The sequence below is a fragment of the Dyadobacter beijingensis DSM 21582 genome, assembly GCF_000382205.1.
Lineage (GTDB): Bacteria > Bacteroidota > Bacteroidia > Cytophagales > Spirosomataceae > Dyadobacter > Dyadobacter beijingensis.
Genome location: NZ_KB907789.1, coordinates 608572 through 628374, shown reverse-complemented (window position 1 = coordinate 628374; position 19803 = coordinate 608572). Strand labels below are relative to the sequence as shown.

19 protein-coding genes are annotated in these 19803 nt (G+C 52.8%); 10 read left to right on the top strand and 9 right to left on the bottom strand.

Annotated elements, in window-relative coordinates; all coding sequences use genetic code 11:
* Positions 1-11: 11 nt before the first annotated feature.
* The 4 genes from H144_RS34620 to H144_RS0121195 all read left to right on the top strand — a co-directional run bounded on the left by H144_RS34620 (position 12) and on the right by H144_RS0121195 (position 3799).
* Positions 12-158 carry a hypothetical protein gene (locus H144_RS34620; protein ID WP_019944121.1) on the top strand — a complete coding sequence of 49 codons (147 nt, stop codon included), beginning with the start codon at positions 12-14 and terminating at the stop codon, positions 156-158.
* Complete coding sequence (locus tag H144_RS0121205; RefSeq protein ID WP_019944120.1) at positions 158-1642, top strand: O-antigen ligase family protein; 1485 nt, start codon at positions 158-160, stop codon at positions 1640-1642. Before H144_RS34620 ends, H144_RS0121205 begins: the two co-directional genes overlap by 1 nt.
* Before the next feature lie 82 nt (positions 1643-1724).
* On the top strand, positions 1725-2573 hold the full coding sequence (locus H144_RS0121200; RefSeq protein WP_019944119.1) for a beta-1,6-N-acetylglucosaminyltransferase: 849 nt from the start codon (positions 1725-1727) through the stop codon (positions 2571-2573).
* 41 nt (positions 2574-2614) lie between these two features.
* On the top strand, positions 2615-3799 hold the full coding sequence (locus H144_RS0121195; RefSeq protein WP_019944118.1) for a glycosyltransferase: 1185 nt from the start codon (positions 2615-2617) through the stop codon (positions 3797-3799).
* 22 nt (positions 3800-3821) lie between these two features.
* Here H144_RS0121195 and H144_RS0121190 read toward each other — a convergent pair whose 3' ends face one another.
* The 4 genes from H144_RS0121190 to H144_RS0121175 are packed head-to-tail and all read right to left on the bottom strand — an operon-like array spanning position 3822 to position 8924.
* Positions 3822-6431 carry a hybrid sensor histidine kinase/response regulator gene (locus H144_RS0121190; RefSeq protein WP_019944117.1) on the bottom strand — a complete coding sequence of 870 codons (2610 nt, stop codon included), beginning with the start codon at positions 6429-6431 and terminating at the stop codon, positions 3822-3824.
* Positions 6432-6491: 60 nt separating this feature from the next.
* Positions 6492-7259: a glycosyltransferase gene (locus H144_RS0121185; protein ID WP_019944116.1), complete on the bottom strand. Its 768-nt coding sequence runs from the start codon at positions 7257-7259 to the stop codon at positions 6492-6494.
* Positions 7260-7274: 15 nt separating this feature from the next.
* Positions 7275-8051 carry a glycosyltransferase family 2 protein gene (locus H144_RS0121180; RefSeq protein ID WP_019944115.1) on the bottom strand — a complete coding sequence of 259 codons (777 nt, stop codon included), beginning with the start codon at positions 8049-8051 and terminating at the stop codon, positions 7275-7277.
* Between the two features lie 6 nt (positions 8052-8057).
* Entirely contained in the window at positions 8058-8924 is an 867-nt protein-coding gene (locus H144_RS0121175) for a glycosyltransferase family 2 protein (protein ID WP_019944114.1), read from the bottom strand.
* 168 nt (positions 8925-9092) lie between these two features.
* Between H144_RS0121175 and H144_RS0121170 the strand changes: the two genes are divergently transcribed.
* The 5 genes from H144_RS0121170 to H144_RS0121150 all read left to right on the top strand — a co-directional run bounded on the left by H144_RS0121170 (position 9093) and on the right by H144_RS0121150 (position 14837).
* Entirely contained in the window at positions 9093-10442 is a 1350-nt protein-coding gene (locus H144_RS0121170; RefSeq protein ID WP_019944113.1) for a lipopolysaccharide biosynthesis protein, read from the top strand.
* Between the two features lie 5 nt (positions 10443-10447).
* A complete protein-coding gene (locus H144_RS0121165; RefSeq protein WP_019944112.1) occupies positions 10448-11383 on the top strand; it encodes a hypothetical protein in 936 nt (311 codons plus the stop codon).
* Positions 11384-11387: 4 nt separating this feature from the next.
* Complete coding sequence (locus tag H144_RS0121160) at positions 11388-12728, top strand: flippase (RefSeq protein ID WP_019944111.1); 1341 nt, start codon at positions 11388-11390, stop codon at positions 12726-12728.
* Positions 12729-12740: 12 nt separating this feature from the next.
* Complete coding sequence (locus H144_RS0121155) at positions 12741-13550, top strand: alpha-1,2-fucosyltransferase (RefSeq protein ID WP_026350883.1); 810 nt, start codon at positions 12741-12743, stop codon at positions 13548-13550.
* Positions 13551-13622: 72 nt separating this feature from the next.
* Positions 13623-14837, top strand: coding sequence for a glycosyltransferase (locus H144_RS0121150; RefSeq protein ID WP_019944109.1), 1215 nt, complete (start codon positions 13623-13625; stop codon positions 14835-14837).
* Between the two features lie 133 nt (positions 14838-14970).
* Here the strand turns inward: H144_RS0121150 and H144_RS0121145 are convergent, their stop codons facing one another.
* From H144_RS0121145 to H144_RS0121125, 5 genes are read right to left on the bottom strand one after another with little or no spacing between them, the layout of a single operon-like run.
* Positions 14971-16086, bottom strand: a complete 1116-nt coding sequence (locus H144_RS0121145; RefSeq protein WP_019944108.1) for an acyltransferase family protein — start codon at positions 16084-16086, stop codon at positions 14971-14973.
* A gap of 1 nt (position 16087) precedes the next feature.
* Positions 16088-16657, bottom strand: coding sequence for an ATP-binding protein (locus H144_RS0121140; protein ID WP_019944107.1), 570 nt, complete (start codon positions 16655-16657; stop codon positions 16088-16090).
* Between the two features lie 3 nt (positions 16658-16660).
* On the bottom strand, positions 16661-16999 hold the full coding sequence (locus H144_RS0121135) for an STAS domain-containing protein (RefSeq protein WP_019944106.1): 339 nt from the start codon (positions 16997-16999) through the stop codon (positions 16661-16663).
* Positions 17000-17005: 6 nt separating this feature from the next.
* Positions 17006-18163, bottom strand: a complete 1158-nt coding sequence (locus H144_RS0121130) for a response regulator (RefSeq protein WP_019944105.1) — start codon at positions 18161-18163, stop codon at positions 17006-17008.
* The gene (locus tag H144_RS0121125; protein WP_019944104.1) at positions 18160-18702 is read right to left on the bottom strand and encodes a hypothetical protein; all 543 of its coding nucleotides are present in this window, start codon (positions 18700-18702) and stop codon (positions 18160-18162) included. The genes H144_RS0121130 and H144_RS0121125 overlap by 4 nt, the downstream gene beginning before the upstream one ends.
* A 182-nt stretch (positions 18703-18884) precedes the next feature.
* Here H144_RS0121125 and H144_RS0121120 point away from each other — a divergent pair, with 182 nt between their 5' ends.
* Positions 18885-19802: a glycosyltransferase family 2 protein gene (locus H144_RS0121120; RefSeq protein WP_019944103.1), complete on the top strand. Its 918-nt coding sequence runs from the start codon at positions 18885-18887 to the stop codon at positions 19800-19802.
* Position 19803 lies beyond the last annotated feature (1 nt).

Here is a 19803-nt window from a genome sequence, read left to right as displayed (position 1 = left end):
CCGCATTACCCATGAAGATTTACCCCGAAAAGAAGGTCAGTGCCGAAAAAAAGGGCTTTGCCGGCCTCACGCCCTTGCAGCAAAAAACGCGGCAGGCGGCATTGCTGCTGGCGTTGGTGAGCGTATTTATCTGGTTTTTTAAAATACTGTTCTTTTAGTGGAAGACATCCGGATACATATCCCCGGAAAAAGCAGCCAGGGGCTGAGCCGCGTCGAAAAGCTACGGGCGTTGTTCGACCGTAAGCTGGCGGGGTTGCTCATTCTGCTTGCGCTGTCACTGGGGTTCGGGGTGCTGATTGCTTACAACGGCATTATTGCAGGGGCGGGCATTATGGCGCTCATGGCTGGCCCGCCGGCGGTGTATTGCATCGTGGCGTACCCGGAATTCGGGGTTACCGTGCTGCTGATGTTCGCCTACCTGCTGTTTTTCATCGGCCGGCTGGGAATCAACTTCCCGCTGGGTACCGTTATGGACGGCATCAACGGCATGCTCATCCTGGGTTTTTTCATCCACCAGAAAAGCCGCCCCGACTGGAAGATATTCCGCGGGCCGATCAGCGTGATGATCATCATCTGGATCATTTACAATATTATCCAGGTCGCCAACCCCGCCGCCGAGTCCCGGCTCGCGTGGGTGTACACGATCCGTGCCGTGGCGATCGTGATGCTCACGTATTTCGTATTCATGTACCAGATCCGCAGCATTCAGTTTTTGCGGTTCATCCTCAAACTCTGGCTCGGTTTGGCGCTGTTTGCCGCATTGTATGCCTACAAGCAGGAATACATCGGCTTCTCGGGTGCGGAGCAGGCCTGGCTCGATTCCGAGGGCGTGGCCGACCTGCTGTTCATTGCCGGGCATTGGCGCAAATTCTCCATCTTTTCCGACCCGGTCGCATTTTCCTACAACATGGTCGTGAGCAGCATTATCTGCATTGCGCTGCTGACTTTCGTAAAGAAAACCTGGAAAAAAGTAGTGCTCGCGCTCATGCTGGTGCTGTTCTTCTCGTCGATGCTTTTCTCGGGTACGCGCGGCGCTTACGTGCTCATACCCGCGGCGATGGTGCTGTTCGTGATATTGCGGATCAACAGGCAGGTATTGTTCTTTACCGGGGTGGCGGCGCTGTTTTTCGTCTTCCTCATTTTTGTACCTACCACCAATTCCAACATCGTCCGCTTCCAGACGGCCTTCAAGCCGAACGACGATATTTCCTTCCAGGCGCGCAAAAACAACCAGAAACGCATTCAACCCTACATTCTCACGCACCCGATCGGCGGCGGGCTGGGGGCTACCGGGGCCTGGGGGCAGCGTTTTGCGCCGCAGTCGTACCTGGCCAATTTCCCGCCCGACAGCGGTTACGTCCGCATTGCCGTGGAGCTGGGCTGGGTAGGACTTTTTCTATTCTGCCTGCTCATGTTTTTTATTTTAAAGGAAGGGATCAATAACTATTTCCTCATTCGAAATCCCGAGCTCCGGACGTACTGCCTGGCTATGTTGCTGGTTGTATTTGCTTATAATATAGGTAATTACCCGCAAGAGGCCTTGGTGCAGTTTCCTTCCAATATCTACTTCTACCTCGCCGCGGCCATCATTAACATTACCCGCATCCTCGACGATCGCGAACAGCGGAAACTGAATCTGTAAAATTATTTGTACAAAAACTGTTAAATTATGCGCAGTTTGGATATACAAGTAAGGTTCGCATCATTCCAAGGCTACTCAGCGTATGAAAATTGCCCATCTGATACTGGCGCACGCGGCACCTGCACAACTGGCGAGGCTCGCCGGGGCGCTCGACCACGACGATGCCCACATCTTCGTCCACCTCGACCGCAAAGCGGATTTGAAGGCATTCCCGTTTTTGAATGCCGGTAAGAACGGCTCGCTCGTGCCCGCACGCGTGGATGTAGGCTGGGGCGCTTACAGCATCGTGGAAGCCACATTGCAGGGTTTCAGGCACATCGCCCAATCGGATTTCGATTATGTCAATTTGCTCAGCGGCGCCGACTACCCGCTGCGGTCTGCCGCGGAAATCCATGATTTTTTGGCTGGGCATGAAGGGGAAAATTTCATGGAATACTATTCCGTGCACCGCGAATGGACCGAAGCCATCACCCGGCTGACCGAATATCATCTTACGAATTACAGCTTTCCGGGCAAACACGCGGCCCAGAAATGGATGAACAAACTACTGCCCGCACGCACGATGCCGGCGGGTTTAGAACCGGTAGGGCGGTCGCAGTGGATGACGCTCACAATGGACGCCGTGCGGTACATTCTCCGTTATCTGGAAGAACATCCGGAGGTTGTGCGGTTTTTCAGGCTCACCTGGGCCCCCGATGAAATTATATTTCAAACTATTTTGTATAATTCCCCTTTCCGTTCTTCACTCGTGAACGATAATTTGAGGTATATTGACTGGTCGAAAGGCCAGGCGAGCCCGAAAGTGCTCACGGAAGACGACCTGGAACGGATGTGGGCTTCGGGGAAACTTTTCGCCCGGAAGTTCGACCTGGCCCGGTTTCCGGATGTGGTGGACAGGCTCGACGCCCGAATTCAGCATCCGCAACTTTAACTCATGCAGGTGGGAGAGAGGCCCACATTAGCCACAACAATATGGATATTGTCATTACCGGACAACAGGCCTGGGATGTAGAAATCGGGAGTAACTGCAAGAACATTGCCCTGGAATTCAGCAAGAATCACAGGGTATTGTATGTCAATTCCCCGTTGGACCGCATCAGCCTGCTTAAAAGCGGCGACGATCCCAAGATTGTGAAGCGAAAAGCCGTCGTGTACGGCAAGGCCGATGGCCTGGAAGAAGTGCAGGAAAACCTCTGGGTGCTTTACCCCGACAAAATGATCGAGTCGATCAACTGGCTTCCCGAAATGCTTTTCGACCTGCTCAACAAGCGTAATAACCAGCTTTTCGCCGGCGCCATTGCCCGGGCTGTCAAGCGGCTGGGCTTCGCGGATTACGTTCATTTCAATGACAATGACATGTTCCGCAGCTTCTTTCTCAAAGACCTGCTCAAACCCCGGCTGTCGATTTACTACTCCCGCGATTACATGCTGGCCGTCGATTACTGGCGGAAACACGGCGGCCGGATCGAGCCCGAACTGATCGCCAAAAGCGATCTGTGCGTAGCCAACTCGACCTACCTTGCCAAATACTGCGAAAAGTACAACCGGCATTCCTATTATGTCGGCCAGGGCTGCGACCTGGACATTTTCATGGCCGGAAACCATTCGGCCGAACCTGCCGATATGAGCGGCATCGCCCGCCCGCGCATCGGCTACGTAGGCGCGCTGCAAAGCCTGCGGCTCGATATGGAGCTGCTGCAATACATCGCCGAAACCCGCCCCGAATGGAATATCGTGCTGGTAGGCCCGGAAGACAATGAATTTCTCCAGAGCAGCCTGCATAAGCTGCCCAATGTAACCTTCACCGGCTCCCGCAACATTACCGACCTCCCCGCGTACATCAATGCCTTCGACGTGTGCGTGAACCCGCAGCTGCTCAACGAGGTCACCATCGGCAATTACCCCCGCAAGATCGACGAGTACCTGGCCGTGGGCAAACCCGTGGTCGCCACCGCTACCGACGCCATGAGCGTGTTCGACGAGCACGTGTACCTTGGCAAAAGCAAGGAAGACTACGTGCGCCTCATCGAGCGCGCCATTATCGAAAACTCGGACGCGCGCACGGAAGCCCGGCGTGCCTTTGCAAGCTCGCACACGTGGGAAAACAGTGTCGGGGAAATTTACAAAGCCATCAGCAAAGCCGGTTCCGACCTGTGATGGCTTCTTAAGCAGATACGCGTCAGAGATTTTTGAGCTGCGACAACCCCAGTTCCGATTCGGCTTTCAGGTCTACCAGGGTCTGGTTCATATCGCTGGTCCATTTGCCTTGTTTCAAGGTCGCTTCCAGGTCTTTGTATTGGTTGGCCGTATTGAGCAAGCCTACCGAAAACAATGAAGAGCGGAACTTGTGAATGGCCTGGCGGAGGCGCTCTGGTTCGTTGGCGAGCGATGCTTCCGCAATGTTTTTGAGCTGCACCTGGCTGTCGTTTTCAAATAGCGCGATCAGTTCGTCGCGGAGCTCCTGGTCGCCTCCGGTGATTTCGGCGAGGTAATCGAGATTCAGGATGGTATCTGTCATTTTAGTCATTGGAGGTTGTTGAGTAAAGTCTTTGGGTTGTGGTGATTCGTAATTTTCTTTGTTTCCAAGGTGGGCAATCGTATATAAAAGTTCACTTTCCTTAAACGGTTTCGAAATATAGCTGTTAGCGCCGATACTTAGGCATTCTTCTTTCTCGCCCACCATTGCGTGGGCAGTCATGGTAATGATTGGAATGGTGCCGGAAATAGTCCTTCTGATCTCCTTAATAGCGGTATACCCGTCCATCACCGGCATTTGAATGTCCATCAGCACCATATCGAAGGTTTCCTCACTCAGTCTGTCGAGGGCCTCCTGGCCGTTGTTGACGATCGTGAGCGGTATGTTCAGGCGTTCAAAGATCGCTTTGAGCAGTTTCTGGTTCAATGAATTGTCTTCCGCCGCCAGAATGCGCAGGGAGGTTACCGACGCATTGATATCGATCTCTTCCACCACCTCATCCTGTAAATCGGCCTCTTTCACGACTTTGAACGGAAAATCCATCGTGAATACCGATCCTTTTCCGAGCTCGCTTTCAAGGTTGAGCGTGCCGTCGAACAGCTGCACGAGCGATTTTACAATGCTCAATCCCAGCCCCGTACCGCCGAATACCCGGGTAGTGCTTTCGGTAGCCTGTACAAACCGGTTGAAAACCTCCTTGATCTTGTCCTTCGGAATGCCCACGCCCGTATCCTTCACTTCGAAACGGATATTCTGAACGTCGTTCAGCGGCTCGCCGATGGGCTCGATGCACAGTTTCACGCTGCCTTTTTCCGTAAACTTCACGGCATTGCCGCATACATTCAGCAAAATCTGCGTGAGGCGCAGCTTGTCGGTTTCGATGTATTCCGGCAGGCCGTCGGTCAGGACGGCTTCGTAGGTAATGCCTTTTTCCACGGCGCGGTGGTGCATAATGGCCGATATTTCGTCGGCCAGCTCGCGGATCGGCACCGGCGTTTTTTCCAGGTGCACCTGCCCGGCTTCTATTTTCGAGAAGTCGAGAATGTCGTTGATCAGTTCGAGCAGGTTTTTACCCGCATACTGTATATAGCCTACATACTCGACGCTTTTCGGGTCGGTTACTTCGCCCATGAGCAGGTTCGTAAAACCGATGATCGCATTCAGCGGCGTGCGGATCTCGTGGCTCACATTGGAAAGGAAAATATCTTTCACCCGCACCGATTTTTCGGCCAGTATGCGTGCCTTTTCCAGCGTGGCCTCGTAGTTGGCCCGTTCGGTAATGTCCCTGAACACGGTAATAGCGCTGGTAATCTCGCCGTTGAGGCCGATCACCGGCTGCACGTTCGTTTCGAGATGGTATATCTTGTCGTTCTTGACGAGGTCGATCTTGTTGCCGGTCAGCTTTTCGCCCTGCAATGCACGGGAGACAGGCAGGGTATCGGCCGAAAAACGGACGTGGTAACGCGTGGGATCGAGAAGTTTGATGCGCTTCACCTGTTCTTCCAGCGAATCGGGCCTTGCGCCGGTTACCCCCAGGATCTCCCGGCCCGACTCGTTCAGGACCTCGATTTTGTGCTCATGGTTGATGATCATCACGCCGTCGGGGATCGCTTCCAGGTATTGGGCCAGAATGCGCTCCTTTTCGTTCAGTGCCAGCTGGAACTGCCGTTGCTTGCGTTTGTCGACGTTCAGAAAAACAATGGACAAGATGGTCAGTATGAACCCGACGGCGCCGGTCACGAATATGAACAGGATCGAATTCTGCTGCGTAGCCGAAACCAGCTTCCGCCGCTGTTCCAGATTGTGGTTTTCGTAATCGTCGATCTCGTTGATTTTCGCCGTCAGCAGGTTGTTCAACCGGATGCCTTCACCTTCCTGGATCTTCGAAAAGGCCGAATCGGCGCCCTGCGTGCGGTAAATCGTGATGACATTCTGCGAATAGAGAACGATTTGGCTCGAAATCTGCAACAGGTCCTTCACCCGTTTGGTCTGCAACTCATCGGTTTTCACGAGGTTGAAAAGCGTGTCGGTGATGCCTACGAGCTGGATTTTCTTGTTGTAATTGTCGGCTAGCAGTTGCTTGTCCTGGGTAATGAGGTATCCCCGCATATTCGACTGAAAATCCTTCGTCACCAGCCCGAAATTTGCCGTCTGGTTCAGCACGCCGATCGTGACGTTCAGGCGTTCGTTGTTCAGCGAGAGGTCGCGGACGTTTTTATAGGTAAAATACTGCGAGCCGAAGATCAGTGCCAGCCCCAGGTAAATGCTCGCGTAATACCATCTGAATGAGTCGTTTGTCAGGCTGCTCGGCATATCGTAGGGGCGGTAACGTTGGGTTTTGAAAGACCAAGATCGGAATAATCAAACACTTATTCAGAACAGGTAGTCAAAATTGAACTTTAAATGGCGGTAAACATCCCGGATTTGCTTTACAGGAAAACGGTCGGTCTGCCGCCAGTTTTCCCGCGACATGGTGCTGGGCTCTGATTCGGAATTCTTCTGTATAAAAAGCCCTTGGAAATCCTTGTAGAAGTAAGACCTGCCCTTGTTTTTGAGGAAAGACATCATCATCCGGTACTCGGTCACGTCGCCTTTTTGCCCCTCGGGGTATCTGCCGAACCGCTCGAAAAAATTGCTCCTGCGCAGGTGCGGGTGATCACTGTACGCGTAAAACTTCCGGTAGCCGGGTTTCCACACTTTGAAGTCCATTTCGTAGAAGCCGTCGCGCGGGTTACGCAGGCAAGGGTATTCGAAATAGGCGTAAAAACGCACCATGTCGTTTTCCGGATGCTCGCGCATAATGTCCAGCGCCTGCGAAAAGCGCTCGGGGAAAATGGCGGTGGGCGTGAAGTCTTCCTGCACGTAAAGTGTCAGCGGCGTTTGTACGGCGTCCTGTCCTTTGTTGATATTGTTGCCCAGCCCGCGGTTCTGCGGCGTGGTAATGAGCCTGAACTCGTGTTTTTTCTGCAATTGGAGCAGGTAATCGATGTGCTCGGGCCGGCTGCCGTCGTCGGACACGACAATGTCGCCGAAGCGGCAATGGAGCGCTTCGAATGCGAGCAGCAGCTGTTCCAGCGACTGGCTCCGGTTGTAATGGGTAATGAGCAGCGTCACTTCCCCGAAGAAATATTCCTTTGTCATGTGGGTCAGTCCGGTCTATTTCATGAAAACCAGGTCCAGGGTATTTTTAAGCCAGCGATAGCGCAGGTAGCCCAGCCGGGCCAGTTTCACCAGCGGGTTCTCGCTTAGTTTCCAGTCGGCGCGCACCATGGTACTGGGTTCGTCGGAGGAGTTTTTTTGGTAAAACAATTGGGTGAAATCATTGAAAAACAGCCCTTTGCCCTTCTTTTGCAGGAAGCTGACGGCCATTTTGTATTCGGTGAGGTCGCCTTTGATGCCCTCGGGGTAGCGGCCGAACTTTTGCAGGAAAGTGCTCCGGCGCAAATGCGGGTGGTCGCTGTAATAGTAGAATTTCAAATGGTTCATATCCCAGAACCGGTACACCATTTCAGAATACCCTTTTTTGAATGGTTTCAGGGTAGGGTAGGCGAAATAGGCGTAAAAGCGCACCATGTCCCATTTCGGGTCTTCGCGCATGAATGCAAGCGCGTCCGCGAAATGCGCGGGGAAAATATCGGAAGGCTCGAAATCCTCCTGCACATACAAGGTATATTCCGATTGCACGGCGTCCTGGCCTTTGTTGATATTGTTGCCCAGGCCGCGGTTTTTCGGCGTGGTTATGAGCCGGAACCGGAACCGGTCCGTCAATGCTTTCACTTTATCCAGGTGCTCGGGCTTGCTGCCGTCGTCGGACACGACAATGTCGGCAAACTCGCATCCCAGCGATTCGAAGGTGCCCAGCAGGCGTTCCAGCGAGCCGCTGCGGTTGTAATGGGTGATCAGTAGGGTCGTATCGGGGAATGAGTGCTGCATAAAAAATTACGAGAGATAATCACGCATGCCTTGTAACTGCCGCTTGGCCCGGTTGATAAACGCATTGGTAATGCTGCCGTCGTCGAGCAGGCGGCGCGGTGAGGTGAAAACGGTGGCTTTCCCGCTGGTAACCTGTTTCAGGTCGCCTTCTTTTTTGAGGTTAAGGGCCATGCGGCCGTCTTCGGCCTCGTTCTCGAAGTCGCTGCCGACGATATTGGCATACACCCGCGAACCGCTCACCCGGAAACCGCCCGTGCGGCGCCCTACCTCCGTGACGAAGCCCATATTGAACCCGTACACATTGAGGTACTCGCGGTTTTTCTTGCGGATCTGCACCATGAGCCCGGCGAATTTTTCATAAAACCACAGCCCCAGCCGTCCCTGACCAGCCGGCGGGATGAATGCGTAATTGCCGTACACGCCGGTAATGCGGCTGTTGTTCACCATCGGCTCCACCATCAGGTCGATCCACGAAGGCGGATAAAAAGTGTCGGAATCGGCGCAGAGATGATATTTACCGCGGGCGTGGTCGAGGCCCATTTGCCGTGCGAAGGGAGTTCCCTGCACGGTTTGCAGGTAATTCCTGACGCCCAGCGTGTCGAGCACGTGCTGCGTGCCGTCGGTGGAATTGTTGTTCACGACAATGATCTCGACCTTGTAGCGGGTATTGCTGGCGGAGAGCGACGACAACGTCCGGTAGATGTTGTTCTGCTCGTTCCAGGCCGGTATCACCACGGATACTTCGGGTGTTTCATCCTTGAAACGGCTGATGCGTTCGCGCAGCACCTGTATTTCGGCTTCCGTCAGGTCTTCGAATCGCTTGTTTGTAAAAAGGTGCGGTAAAATCCATTTAGGTAAACCCAATAAACTCATATTCTGGTAATCAACAGGTTTTGTACGTCTTTACAATCAAGGAAGTCCGTGCGGCTGGACAGTAGGGAGGAAAGTTAAAACATTATTCCTGCTTTGCGCAAAAATATTGTAAAATTACTTCGCATATTGCGTTTGCTTCTAACTTCGGCAAAAAAGTTAAGTAATTTGATGGCCAATCCGCTGTTACAGAAATTAAGGAACAAACATTTTCTTTCGCTTGCCGGTAACGGGATCATGTCGGTGCTGGGAATGCTCAACATGATCATTCTCTACCGCGCATTGCCTGTGGCCAGCATTGGTATGTGGGTGTTTTTTCTGTCGATTTTGCTGCTCGTGGATACGTTCCGTTCGGGGTTTCTCACGACGGCCTTCATCAAATTTTACGCGGGGGCGGGCGAGGCGCGTAAGCGGGAAGTGGTGGGTTCGGCCTGGTTTATCGGCGGGGCCATTACAGGCGTTCTCGCGCTGATCAACATCCCGGCATTCCTGTTTTCGGAGTATTTCAAAAACCCCTCCGTCGTGCTGTTCGTGGAGTGGTTCGGGATCATTTACATTGCTTCATTGCCCTATTTCATCGCGTCCTGCGTGGTGCAGGCCGAGCAGCGGTTCGACCAGCTGCTTTGCATCCGTTTCCTGAGCCAGGGCTTTTTTATCCTTTTCGTGATGGTGATGGCCTTCACCCATACGGCCAATCTGCAAAATATCATTTATGCCTACCTCGGGGGCGCAGCGCTCACAAGCATTTTCACGGTCGTGATGGGCTGGGCGCGGCTGGCTAATTTCAGGGACCGTACGAGCGAATGCATTAAAGAGATCTTCCATTTCGGCAAATTTTCCGTCGGTACCACATTGAGTTCCAATTTGTTTGGTACTTCCAATACGATGATCATCAACTTCATGCTCGGTCCGGCCGCCTTAGCGGTGTTCAACCTGGGCCAGCGGCTGATGGAAATCATTGAAATACCCCTGAGAAGCTTCGCCGCCACCGGGATGCCCGAGCTTTCGGCCGCTTATAACGAAGGCAACCGCCCCAGGGTGATCGAAACGATGAAGCGCTACACCGGCCTCATTACAATGGCTTTGCTGCCCGCCTGCATCGGCGCAGTGATCCTCGCGGACGTCGCTATCCACATTATAGGAGGGGAGAAATACATTGATTCCGAAGCCGCCAACATCATGCGCCTGTACATGACCTTCGCGCTCCTGTACCCGCTCGACCGCTTTTTCGCATTGACACTCGACGTTATCCATCAGCCCAAAATCAATTTCATCAAAGTCCTGATCATGCTCGCCGGCAGCGTCATTGCGTCGGTTACGGGCATTTACCTCACCGGCAGCGTGTACGGCGTGGCCATTGCCGGCGTGGTACCAACGCTCATCGGCGTGGGGATCGGCTATTGGGGCCTCAACCGTTTCCAGCCGTTCGGTATCGTGAGCGTGTTCACGACGGGGTATGCGGAGGCGATCAGCCTGGTGAGGTTATGGTGGGGAAAACTGGTGGTCAATAAGGCACATTAAAGATTATGCTCAACAAAATACTCAGTCTGGCAGTGCTGCTGCGGTACGGGAAACTGCCGTGGGAGCACCGCTATTTCTACCGGGATACACTGCGCTGCCAGGTACAGCAATGGAAATACATCTGGCAGGATTATGTAGTCCGGAAAAAATACAAGAAGCTCGCGTTCAGCGGCGAGTTCGCGCCGGAACTGCAATTTGTCCTGCCGTTCGCCTATTGGCATTACCAAAACGGCACGCTCGAAAGCACCGTTTCTTCGAAATACACGAAAGAGCTTTACTTTTTTTCGCCCGATCACCGGGAGCAGTTCGATACGCGCTCGAATGAGGGAAATTACAATTTTGAAATGCCGCGCGTCCTGTACAGCCAGGATTACGACATGTCGAAATGGATTCCTGTGCCGTTGAAAGCGACTTACCAGAACGACATTTACGTATACGAAAAGCCCATCCTGATCATCGCCAACCGCTACAATATGGAATGGGACGGCCCGCCGGTGAGCTTTTACAGCATCGAAATGCTCGCATTCATTCTCGACAAACTGAAAAGCAAATACACGGTCATTTACAACCGCCCGCGCCCGCAGCACATTACGATGGACAACTCCGACATTTACGACATGGACGAGTTCAGCTGGCTCGCTGCCGAACACCCGGATGTGATCTTAATGGAAGACCTTTTCAAGGAGAACAGGGGCAATGCCGGCAATTTCAACCATTTACAGCTCATGGTTTATGCCAATGCGAGCCGCTTTATCTCGATCCACGGCGGCACGGCTACTTTGGCGAGCTATTTCGGCGGTACTAACCTGATTTTGTCGAAAAAGGGGCCGGAGCATTATTTCAAATGCTTCGAAAAGCTGTACCCGCAGTTTTCGGGAGCAAAAATCCTGCATGCCAAGACGGATGACGAGGTGAAACAGTACGTGGAAGCGCATTTTTGAGCATATGGAAGGGAAAAAGGATTACTGGCTCAAATCGGGGTTTATCAATATCGTCCAGAACTTCTCGGGCGTGTTTTTCGGCTTTGCGGGCTTTTACCTGCTTGTGCGGCTGCTCACGAAACACGATTTCGGGGTGTGGACGCTCTTCATTTCCACCACCACCATTCTCGAAGCGATCCGCAGCGGGCTTTTGCAGAACGCATTGATCAAATACATTTCATCATCGGACGCCAAAGAGCATCCCGCCATCATCACCGCCTCGTTTGCCATCAACGGCATTGTGCAGGTGGTGTGCATTGCGGCGATATTGATTTTCTCGCCCTGGCTGAGCCGGCTCTGGGACGCGCCGCAGCTGGTGGAAATGATGTACTGGTACATCGCCATTTACCTGCTTTCGGGCTTGCAGGCGCAGTTCAATGGCGTCGAACAGGCCAATTTGCGGTTCAATGGCATTTTCGTGACCACCATTATCCGGCAGGGCGTTTTCTTTACATTCGTGCTGGTATCCTACATTTTCAGCTTTTCGGTAGAGCTGGTGTTCCTCGTGTGGGTGCAGATCGTGAGTGCGCTCGCGGGTATGCTTATCGCCTACGTGCATGCACGGGCGAACCTTGCATTGTCGGCCAAAGTGAGCCGTGAATGGATGGGCAAGCTGTTCGGCTATGGTAAATATGCGTTCGGAACGCTGATCAGCTCGTTGCTTTCGGGGACGATCGATCAGATGATGCTGGGGGCCATGCTCTCTCCGGCGGCGTCGGGCGCGTTCAACATCGCCGTGCGCATTACCAACCTGATCGACATTCCGGGCAATGCCGTGGCGACGATCGTGTTCCCGCAGAGCGCCAAGCGCATGGAGTCGGAAGGGCCGGCGGCGATCAAGTATCTGTATGAAAAATCGGTGGGGACGACGCTTGCGCTCGTGGTGCCGGTGGTGATATTCCTCTACCTCTTCTCGGGCATTGTGATCACATTGATAGCAGGTGAGAAATACGCGGATTCCATTCCATTGCTGCAAATCACCTTGCTCTACTGCCTGCTGATACCGTTCGGGCGGCAGTTCGGGACGATCCTGGATTCGATCGGGAAAACGCGGATGACGTTCTTCGTCGTGATCGGCACGGCTACGCTGAACCTTTGCCTGAACTACTTCTTTATCCGCCAATGGGGTGTGGTAGGGGCGGCTTATGCCACTTTATGCTCCAATATCGCCGGATTTGCCGTGGCACAGGTGATCCTCAAACGCGAGATCGGCGTGAATGTCCTCAACACGTTCGTGTATATGTACAAGTTTTACCCCGAGTTCCTCGACCGCTACCTGCGGCCGATGCTGAAAGCGAGGTCATAAAAGCAGCTCATTATGGTAGGCGTCTATTTTACAGGCCGGCTTGGCAACCAGTTGTTTCAGTATTACTTTTTGTTGTACCTGAAAACCCGCAACCCACGCCTGACCTATTTCTTCCCGAACCCGCACCATGCCTATCTGAGCAAGTATTTCGACCTGGGCACTTACCACGACCTTACATTAGGCTCGAAACTGTACTCCGGCCTCACGCGCACGATCCCGAAGTTTGTGAAATTTACGCCCGTGTATGTGCATAACTTTTTCAGCCCCAAAGAGTTTACGCCGAAGAACGGGCAGATGTATTACGGCTATTATCAAAGCGATTTTTACCTCAAACACTTACCCGCAGGCACATTGCCGAAGCTGAAACCGGCGTTCGAAAAAGCATTCGACGAACAGTACGGCTCGGTTTTCAGGGAAAACAAAACGGTGGTGGTGCATATCCGCCGCACGGATTACCTTTCCTACGGCAAACGCGACATTTCGCTGCCTGTGGAGTACTTTCAAAAACAGCTCGCATCGGTCGATAACCTGGATGCTTACCAGGTATTTTTCGTGAGCGACGACATGGAGTTCGTCAAGAAGGCGTTCCCTGCACGCGACAATTTTTTCTTCGTCTCCAACGCCGAGATCATCGATTTCCAGCTGATCATGCATGCGGATATTGCCATTATTTCAAACAGCACATTCGCCTGGTGGGCGGCCTATATTTGTAAAAAGAAGAACCACGTGATCGCGCCAAAGAACTGGTTTGGCTTCCGGATTGGCCGCGAACACCCCAAAGGCATCATGACAGACCGCTTTGAATGGAGGGATGTATTGTAAAAATTTCTAAATTACAGCACCCGATTTTATCCGACGCCGATCTGATGAGAACCTATTGAATACGCTTTGCAAATGAAACTGAAAGGACATCAGATCATAATTTTTGGCTTACCCCGATTTGACGCATCTATCGAGTCTACCAACTACACGACAGCCAAGCTGCTCGCGCGGGAGAACGAAGTGTACTATATCGATAATCCATTTACGCTGAGGGACTATTTCAGGCTGCGCCATACTCCCGAGTACCAGCTGCGCAAAGAGCATTTCTCGCTCACAGGTCATTCGCTCATCGAGACCGACATTCCGAACCTGAAAGTGATTATCCCGCCGATATTGCTGTCGGTGAACTTCCTGCCGGAGAACGGGCTCTTCCGGGCGGCATTGAGATTCAACGAGTTCCTGATCCGCACGAAGCTGAAAAGCATTCTCAAGGCTTACAATATCCGCGATTATATCTTCATTAACTCCTTCAATTTCCATTACCCGACGCTCTGCGACGGCCTTTCGCCGAAACTGGAAGTGTACCATTGCCTCGACCCGATGGTGCTGCCGTTCAACCGGCGGCATGGCGTGGTATCGGAGGATATTCTCGTAAAAGAAAGCGACGTCGTGATTTGCAGCAGCAAGCAGCTATACGAGGAGAAGAAAAAGCAGAACCCACACAGCTATTTCGTGGCCAATGCGGCCGACCTCGGTCATAGCAGCAAGGCACTGAACGAAAGTCTGCCGGTGCTTCCGGCCATTGCGGCGCTCAAAAGGCCGGTGGTGGGCTACCTGGGCGCGATCGAGCGGCGGATGGATTACGATTTACTGAAAGAAGTGATCATCGCCAATCCCGATAAAAGTTTTGCATTCGTAGGGCCCGTTTCGAGGGAATTCGTGCCGGACTGGTTCTTCTCGGCCGAAAATGTGCATTTCCTGGGTTCCATTGCCTACGATGATATGCCGGCGGTGATTAAAGGCTTCGATGTGGCACTGATCCCGTTCAAGAAAGACGAGGTAAGCAGCAGTATTTTCCCGCTGAAACTCTTCGAATACCTCGGTGCAGGCAAACCCGTGGTCGCCATCGATTTCAACCCTGACTTGAAGGAGTTTACCAAAGGCGCCGTTACATTCTGCGGCGATGCAGCGAGCTTTTCTGCCGCCATTAACACCGCATTGCAAACGGACAGCGCCGAACAGCGCAAAACGCGCGTCACGATAGCCGCCGAAAACACGTGGGAGAACCGCGTAGATGCCATTGCGGACATTATCCATTACCATCTCGAACAGGTGATTCACCCCTGATGACGGCTGACTGCCGTCAGCGGTCAGTGGTCGGCGGTCAGCGGTCAGCGGTCAGCCGTCGGCAGTCAGCCGTCAGTGGTCGGCGGTCAGCCGTCAGTGGTCAGCCGTCGGCAGTCAGCCGTCAGCCCGCAGCCTATTTCCGAGCTACTTCTTCTTCGCGTACTTTTTTCAGCGATTTGTATTGGAACCGCATTTCGATGTGCTTGTACGTCCACGCCGATACGAAGTAGATGATGATGAAATTGAGGATGAACAGGTAGGAGTATGCTTCGGGTGGGAACTTTAATATCCTGATAAACAATACATTGAAGAGGCTGATCAGCAGCGCGTGCGTCATGTAGATCGAGTAGGAGTAGGCGCCGAGCTTGTGCAATATCTTCACGCTTTTCAATGCTTTTGAAATAATACCCTTCTCAAACGCGAATGTGTAAATGCAAACGAAGAACAGTACTTCGAAAACCGCTCCCCAGGGCTTCATCGTTTCACCGTTGTAAATGCATAGGACGATCAGCGAAAGCGACGCGATTTCGGCCATGGAGAACAATGCGGAAGGTTTCTCGCGTACCTGCACGTGGGTTTTGCTGAACAAGTTGAAGCACAATACGCCCGTAAAGAAGCCCAGAATCCCCCTTAGAAAACCGTAGTTGAAGCTGTAATTGATCTGGAAACTGTTCGAGACGGACCATAACGCCGCGAGGGACATGACGATCATCAGCCCATACCACGCGTTGCGGCGGTTGAACTCGCCGGTGCGGTGGATGATGACCACCAGGCTGCCGAAAACGAGGTAGGCCATCATTTCGGCGCTGATAGACCAGCTTGGAATGTTCCAGCTCACATCGTTCACGCCCGGTACAGGCGTGGAGTTGATCAGGAAAAGCGAGGTGAAGAAGGTGTAAAGGCTGTTCGCCGGGTTCACCAGGTTATTGACCTGAATGTACGGCGCGAGCAGGTTTTTGGCCACTTCCATGCCCACAAATGCCATGAGCATCACGAAATGCAGCGGGTAAATGCGGTAAACGCGCTTTTTCAGGAACAGCCGGAATGCCGCCCAGTCGGCCAGCGACTGGTAGCTGTACGCGATCACGAACCCGCTGAGGACGAAGAAAAAATCCACGAACATATCGGAGTTTTCGACGAAGCGGTTGTTCAGAATGGGGGTGTTGGCAAATGGGCCGAGGTGGAACAGGAACACGAGCGACGCAAAAAGCCCGCGAAAAATATCCAGTACTTCGAAACGGTGCTTCATGTCAGTGGGTAATGAGGTAGAATGTGCTTGTAAAGCGGTTCAGGCCGGTGTCGGGGTCGTGTTCGTAGGCGAATTCGTCGGAAGCCTTGGTCATAATCAGCAACCCGAAATGCTCGCTGGTGTCGGAAAGCAATGCGGGCATTTCCATTTCCGCAAGTTCCTCGATGAAGAACGTCGCCCGGCCGGCCTCGTCGGTGCGTACACACAGCGAATCCATGCCGTTGTGGTAAATCGGGAAATCTACCGGCTTCACCACCTCTTCCAGCGGCCACACGATTTTCTTTTTATCCTGCCCGACGAGCACGAGCGGCTTGCCGTAATCTTCTTTTTCCAGCGAAAGCGCCTCTTCCGAGAAGCCGATCCGCAGCACCGACTGCCGCTCGCCCGAATGCTTCACGGCGTTGGTGAGCAGCTCCATGAGCACCCACTTGATCTTGGCCATCAGGGCGTCGTCGAGCGGTAAGGCCCCCGTTTTCTCCCGGATGTGGTTCAGGCACACGTTTAAAGTCCCGGGAATACCCTCCCGGTTACAATCGAAAACTATTTTGATCTGGTCCGAATACGCCCTCATAAACTAGCTTAATGTACCCATCGCCTCGTCGTAGTTGTTAAATATCCTGAACACCCTGTCCATTCGGATGAGTGTGAGCAGGTTTTTAACATCCGGCTTCAACGAGACCAGGTAAATATCGACATTACGGGGCATGGCATATTTCAGCGCCACCACCAGGCTGCCCAGGAACGAGCTGTCGATGTAGTTGACATTCTCAAAACTCACGATCACCAGCCGGACGCCCCTGCCGATGATCGAGATCATTTCTTCCTTGAATGCGTCCGCATTCGTAAGGCTTGCCTCTTCCGGTAAAATGGTGGCTTGCACCACGCGGTTTATCTCCTCTACTTTCAGGATCATAAGGAACTATTGTTTTTCTATAAAGATGATGCTCGCGTCGTCCATCTGGTTGTTGTCGTCGATCAGGTCGAGGACGTGCTTCCGAATGAGCTCGAAGCTGTCGGGTTTTCCCAGGTAAGGGGTTATTTTTTCAACAAAAAACGGGTAATCGCTCTTCTTGGCGCCATTGGACGGGATATCGATCATCCCGTCGGTGAAAATCGCCAGCTGGTCGCCGTGCTGCATCGTGAGCTCCTGATTATCATAAAAGCCGTCTTCCAGCAGGCCCAGCAGCAGTCCGGCAGATTGTACGGTGGACGTGCGGCCGGTTTTGGGCGAATAGCTGATCAGCGGCAGGTCTCCCGCGCCGGTATAATGCACGCGTCCCGTGTGCGTGTCCAGGAGCAGAAGCGAAAGGCTCGACAGGATGTTTTGCAAACTTTCGTCGAGGTAAATCAGCTTGTTGATCTTCTGCACGATCGTCGCCAGGTTGAAATCCTGGTCCAGCACGCAAAAGCGGATGGCGGCGCGGATATAACTGAGAAAGCCGAAGGTAAAAAACCAGGCCTTCCATTTCTTCCCCATAATATCACCCAGAAATGCAAAGCAATACCGGCTGTCGACCTGCACGAAGTCGATGAAATCCCCGCCGGGATAGCCGCGGTAGCCTCTGTGCCAGTAAAAAATACGGTAACCGCTGACGGACGGCGCGTGCGTCGGGATCGACTTTACATTCAGGGCCTCTGCTGCCACTTTTAGTTCTCTTACCGACCTTACGTGCTCGTTTTCAAGGGTTTTGATGATATTGTTCAGCTTGGAAATGATCACCGGGATCGGCGTCTCCTTGTTGATGAAGTCCAGCGCCGACATATTCAGCCCTTCGAGCACGAGCTTGTTGTCGGTGAACGACGTCAGGAACACGAAGGGAATATCGCTGATATTGGGGTTCAGCAGCACTTCCTGACGGAAATCGAAGCCGTTCATTTCGGGCATATCGTAGTCCGACAATATAAGGTCGGGCGTTTCCGAATGCAGCAGTTCCAGCGCCTCCGAGGCCGACTCGCTGAGCACGCAGGTATAGCCGGCTTTCACCAATGCGCTTTCCACCACCCTGCGAAACAGCAGGTTATCCTCCACGAGCAGGATCTTTTTGACGGTGGTAGGCGGATCGGGGAAGCTGATCATTTCTTGTTGAAGTTTAATACAAACAAAAGTACTCCGCCGAATATAATCAGCAGCGACACCAGGTCCATAATGGTGACGCCGTCATTGATATTGAAGTAATACACGGTAAAAAGCTCGAAACTCGGCGGGGCCGGCATGATGATCATCGCGAAACCGACGACGATGAGCAGGAGGGCGAGGATGAACATGACGCCTTTCTGCACGAGCTTCCCGCTGCGTTTGGGCGCATTCATGCGGCTGTCGATCTGGTTTTCGGCCAGGAGCTTTTCCAGGCCTTCGAGCAGTTCCTCCCGGGAAAGGTTATTGTCCTGATCCAGCTCCTTGAACGGCGCAATGCGTTTCTGGGTAGAAGCCGAGCGCTGGAATGCGTCGGCGATCTGCTTCTGGTAATGCCGTGAATGCTGCGTGTCGATGTCCGCCTGCTCTATCGCGTCGATGAGTTCCGCCACTTTTTTTTCAAGCTGCGCCAGATTCTGCCCGTTTGCGTCGGGCTGGTTCGGGCCGGATTGTGCATCGTTAAGCAGTTTGTTGAGTTTCACGCGGGCGAATCGTTTGGTAGCAAAAGGCGGTTGCGGAGGTTTTCAGGGTGTTTTTAACAAAAACCGGGGTTACATTCCCGATTTTGGTTAAAGCTATGTTTTTATTATTAAATTTGAAATAGTTCTACAAATCAATAAAAATATTCCTTCTTTTCAGCACCCATACCGGCTAAGTTTTGCGCATGAAAAAAGTTTCCATCGTGACGGTGAATTTCAATCAGCCGAAGGTTACCGAAGACTTATTGAAATCGCTCGCTGAGGTTAATACTTATGCCGATCTTGAAATTATCGTCGTCGACAACGGCAGCAAGGCAAACCCCGTCCCGGAATGGAAAGAGCGCTACCCGAATATCATCTTCGTCCGTTCGGACCTGAATACCGGCTTTGCGGGCGGTAACAATATCGGCATGGCGCACGCCACGGGTGATTACCTGTTCCTGATCAATAACGACACCGAGGTCACCGCCGACCTCATCGCCAGGCTCGTGCATTCGATGGAGGCCAACCCGAAAATCGGCATGATTTCGCCCAAAATCCATTATTTCGACCAGCCGGGTATGCTGCAATACACCGGCTACACGCAGATGAACTACTACACGGCCCGCAATGCGTGTATCGGGCAGTTCGAGCAGGACCGCGGGCAATACGATTTCCTGACCGGGCCCACGGGCTACGCGCACGGGGCGGCGATGATGATCAGCCGGGAAGCCTGGCAAAAAGCCGGCGGCATGGCGGAAAACTACTTCCTGTATTACGAAGAACTCGACTGGTGCGAGCGCATTAAAAAAGCAGGGTACGAAATCCACGTCAACCTCGACGCATTGATTTACCACAAAGAATCGGTGTCGGTGGGCAAGCGCACGGCATTGAAAGAGTTTTTCATGAACCGTAACCGCATTTTATTCATCCGCAGAAATGCGCCCGGACTGACTTTCTTTCTGTTCTGCTGCTATTTCATGCTCACCGTGGTGCCGCGGAATATGCTTGTTTACCTCAAAAACAAGGAGTACAACTTCATCCCGGTGCTTTGGAGCGCCATTACCTGGCATTTAAAAAATAAACCCGATAGCGAAAATTTGGGCTTCCCGTTGACCCGTTGAT

What these genes read in the sequence shown, in the direction of transcription:
- H144_RS0121120 (WP_019944103.1), top strand. Translation starts at nt 18,885, where the DNA reads ATGAAAAAAGTTTCCATCGTGACGGTGAATTTCAATCAGCCGAAGGTT.
- H144_RS0121155 (WP_026350883.1), top strand. Translation starts at nt 12,741, where the DNA reads ATGGTAGGCGTCTATTTTACAGGCCGGCTTGGCAACCAGTTGTTTCAG.
- H144_RS0121195 (WP_019944118.1), top strand. Translation starts at nt 2,615, where the DNA reads ATGGATATTGTCATTACCGGACAACAGGCCTGGGATGTAGAAATCGGG.
- H144_RS0121165 (WP_019944112.1), top strand. Translation starts at nt 10,448, where the DNA reads ATGCTCAACAAAATACTCAGTCTGGCAGTGCTGCTGCGGTACGGGAAA.
- H144_RS0121135 (WP_019944106.1), bottom strand. Translation starts at nt 16,999, where the DNA reads ATGATCCTGAAAGTAGAGGAGATAAACCGCGTGGTGCAAGCCACCATT.
- H144_RS0121170 (WP_019944113.1), top strand. Translation starts at nt 9,093, where the DNA reads ATGGCCAATCCGCTGTTACAGAAATTAAGGAACAAACATTTTCTTTCG.
- H144_RS0121140 (WP_019944107.1), bottom strand. Translation starts at nt 16,657, where the DNA reads ATGAGGGCGTATTCGGACCAGATCAAAATAGTTTTCGATTGTAACCGG.
- H144_RS0121150 (WP_019944109.1), top strand. Translation starts at nt 13,623, where the DNA reads ATGAAACTGAAAGGACATCAGATCATAATTTTTGGCTTACCCCGATTT.
- H144_RS0121185 (WP_019944116.1), bottom strand. Translation starts at nt 7,259, where the DNA reads ATGACAAAGGAATATTTCTTCGGGGAAGTGACGCTGCTCATTACCCAT.
- H144_RS0121180 (WP_019944115.1), bottom strand. Translation starts at nt 8,051, where the DNA reads ATGCAGCACTCATTCCCCGATACGACCCTACTGATCACCCATTACAAC.
- H144_RS0121145 (WP_019944108.1), bottom strand. Translation starts at nt 16,086, where the DNA reads ATGAAGCACCGTTTCGAAGTACTGGATATTTTTCGCGGGCTTTTTGCG.
- H144_RS0121160 (WP_019944111.1), top strand. Translation starts at nt 11,388, where the DNA reads ATGGAAGGGAAAAAGGATTACTGGCTCAAATCGGGGTTTATCAATATC.
- H144_RS0121130 (WP_019944105.1), bottom strand. Translation starts at nt 18,163, where the DNA reads ATGATCAGCTTCCCCGATCCGCCTACCACCGTCAAAAAGATCCTGCTC.
- H144_RS34620 (WP_019944121.1), top strand. Translation starts at nt 12, where the DNA reads ATGAAGATTTACCCCGAAAAGAAGGTCAGTGCCGAAAAAAAGGGCTTT.
- H144_RS0121175 (WP_019944114.1), bottom strand. Translation starts at nt 8,924, where the DNA reads ATGAGTTTATTGGGTTTACCTAAATGGATTTTACCGCACCTTTTTACA.
- H144_RS0121200 (WP_019944119.1), top strand. Translation starts at nt 1,725, where the DNA reads ATGAAAATTGCCCATCTGATACTGGCGCACGCGGCACCTGCACAACTG.
- H144_RS0121190 (WP_019944117.1), bottom strand. Translation starts at nt 6,431, where the DNA reads ATGCCGAGCAGCCTGACAAACGACTCATTCAGATGGTATTACGCGAGC.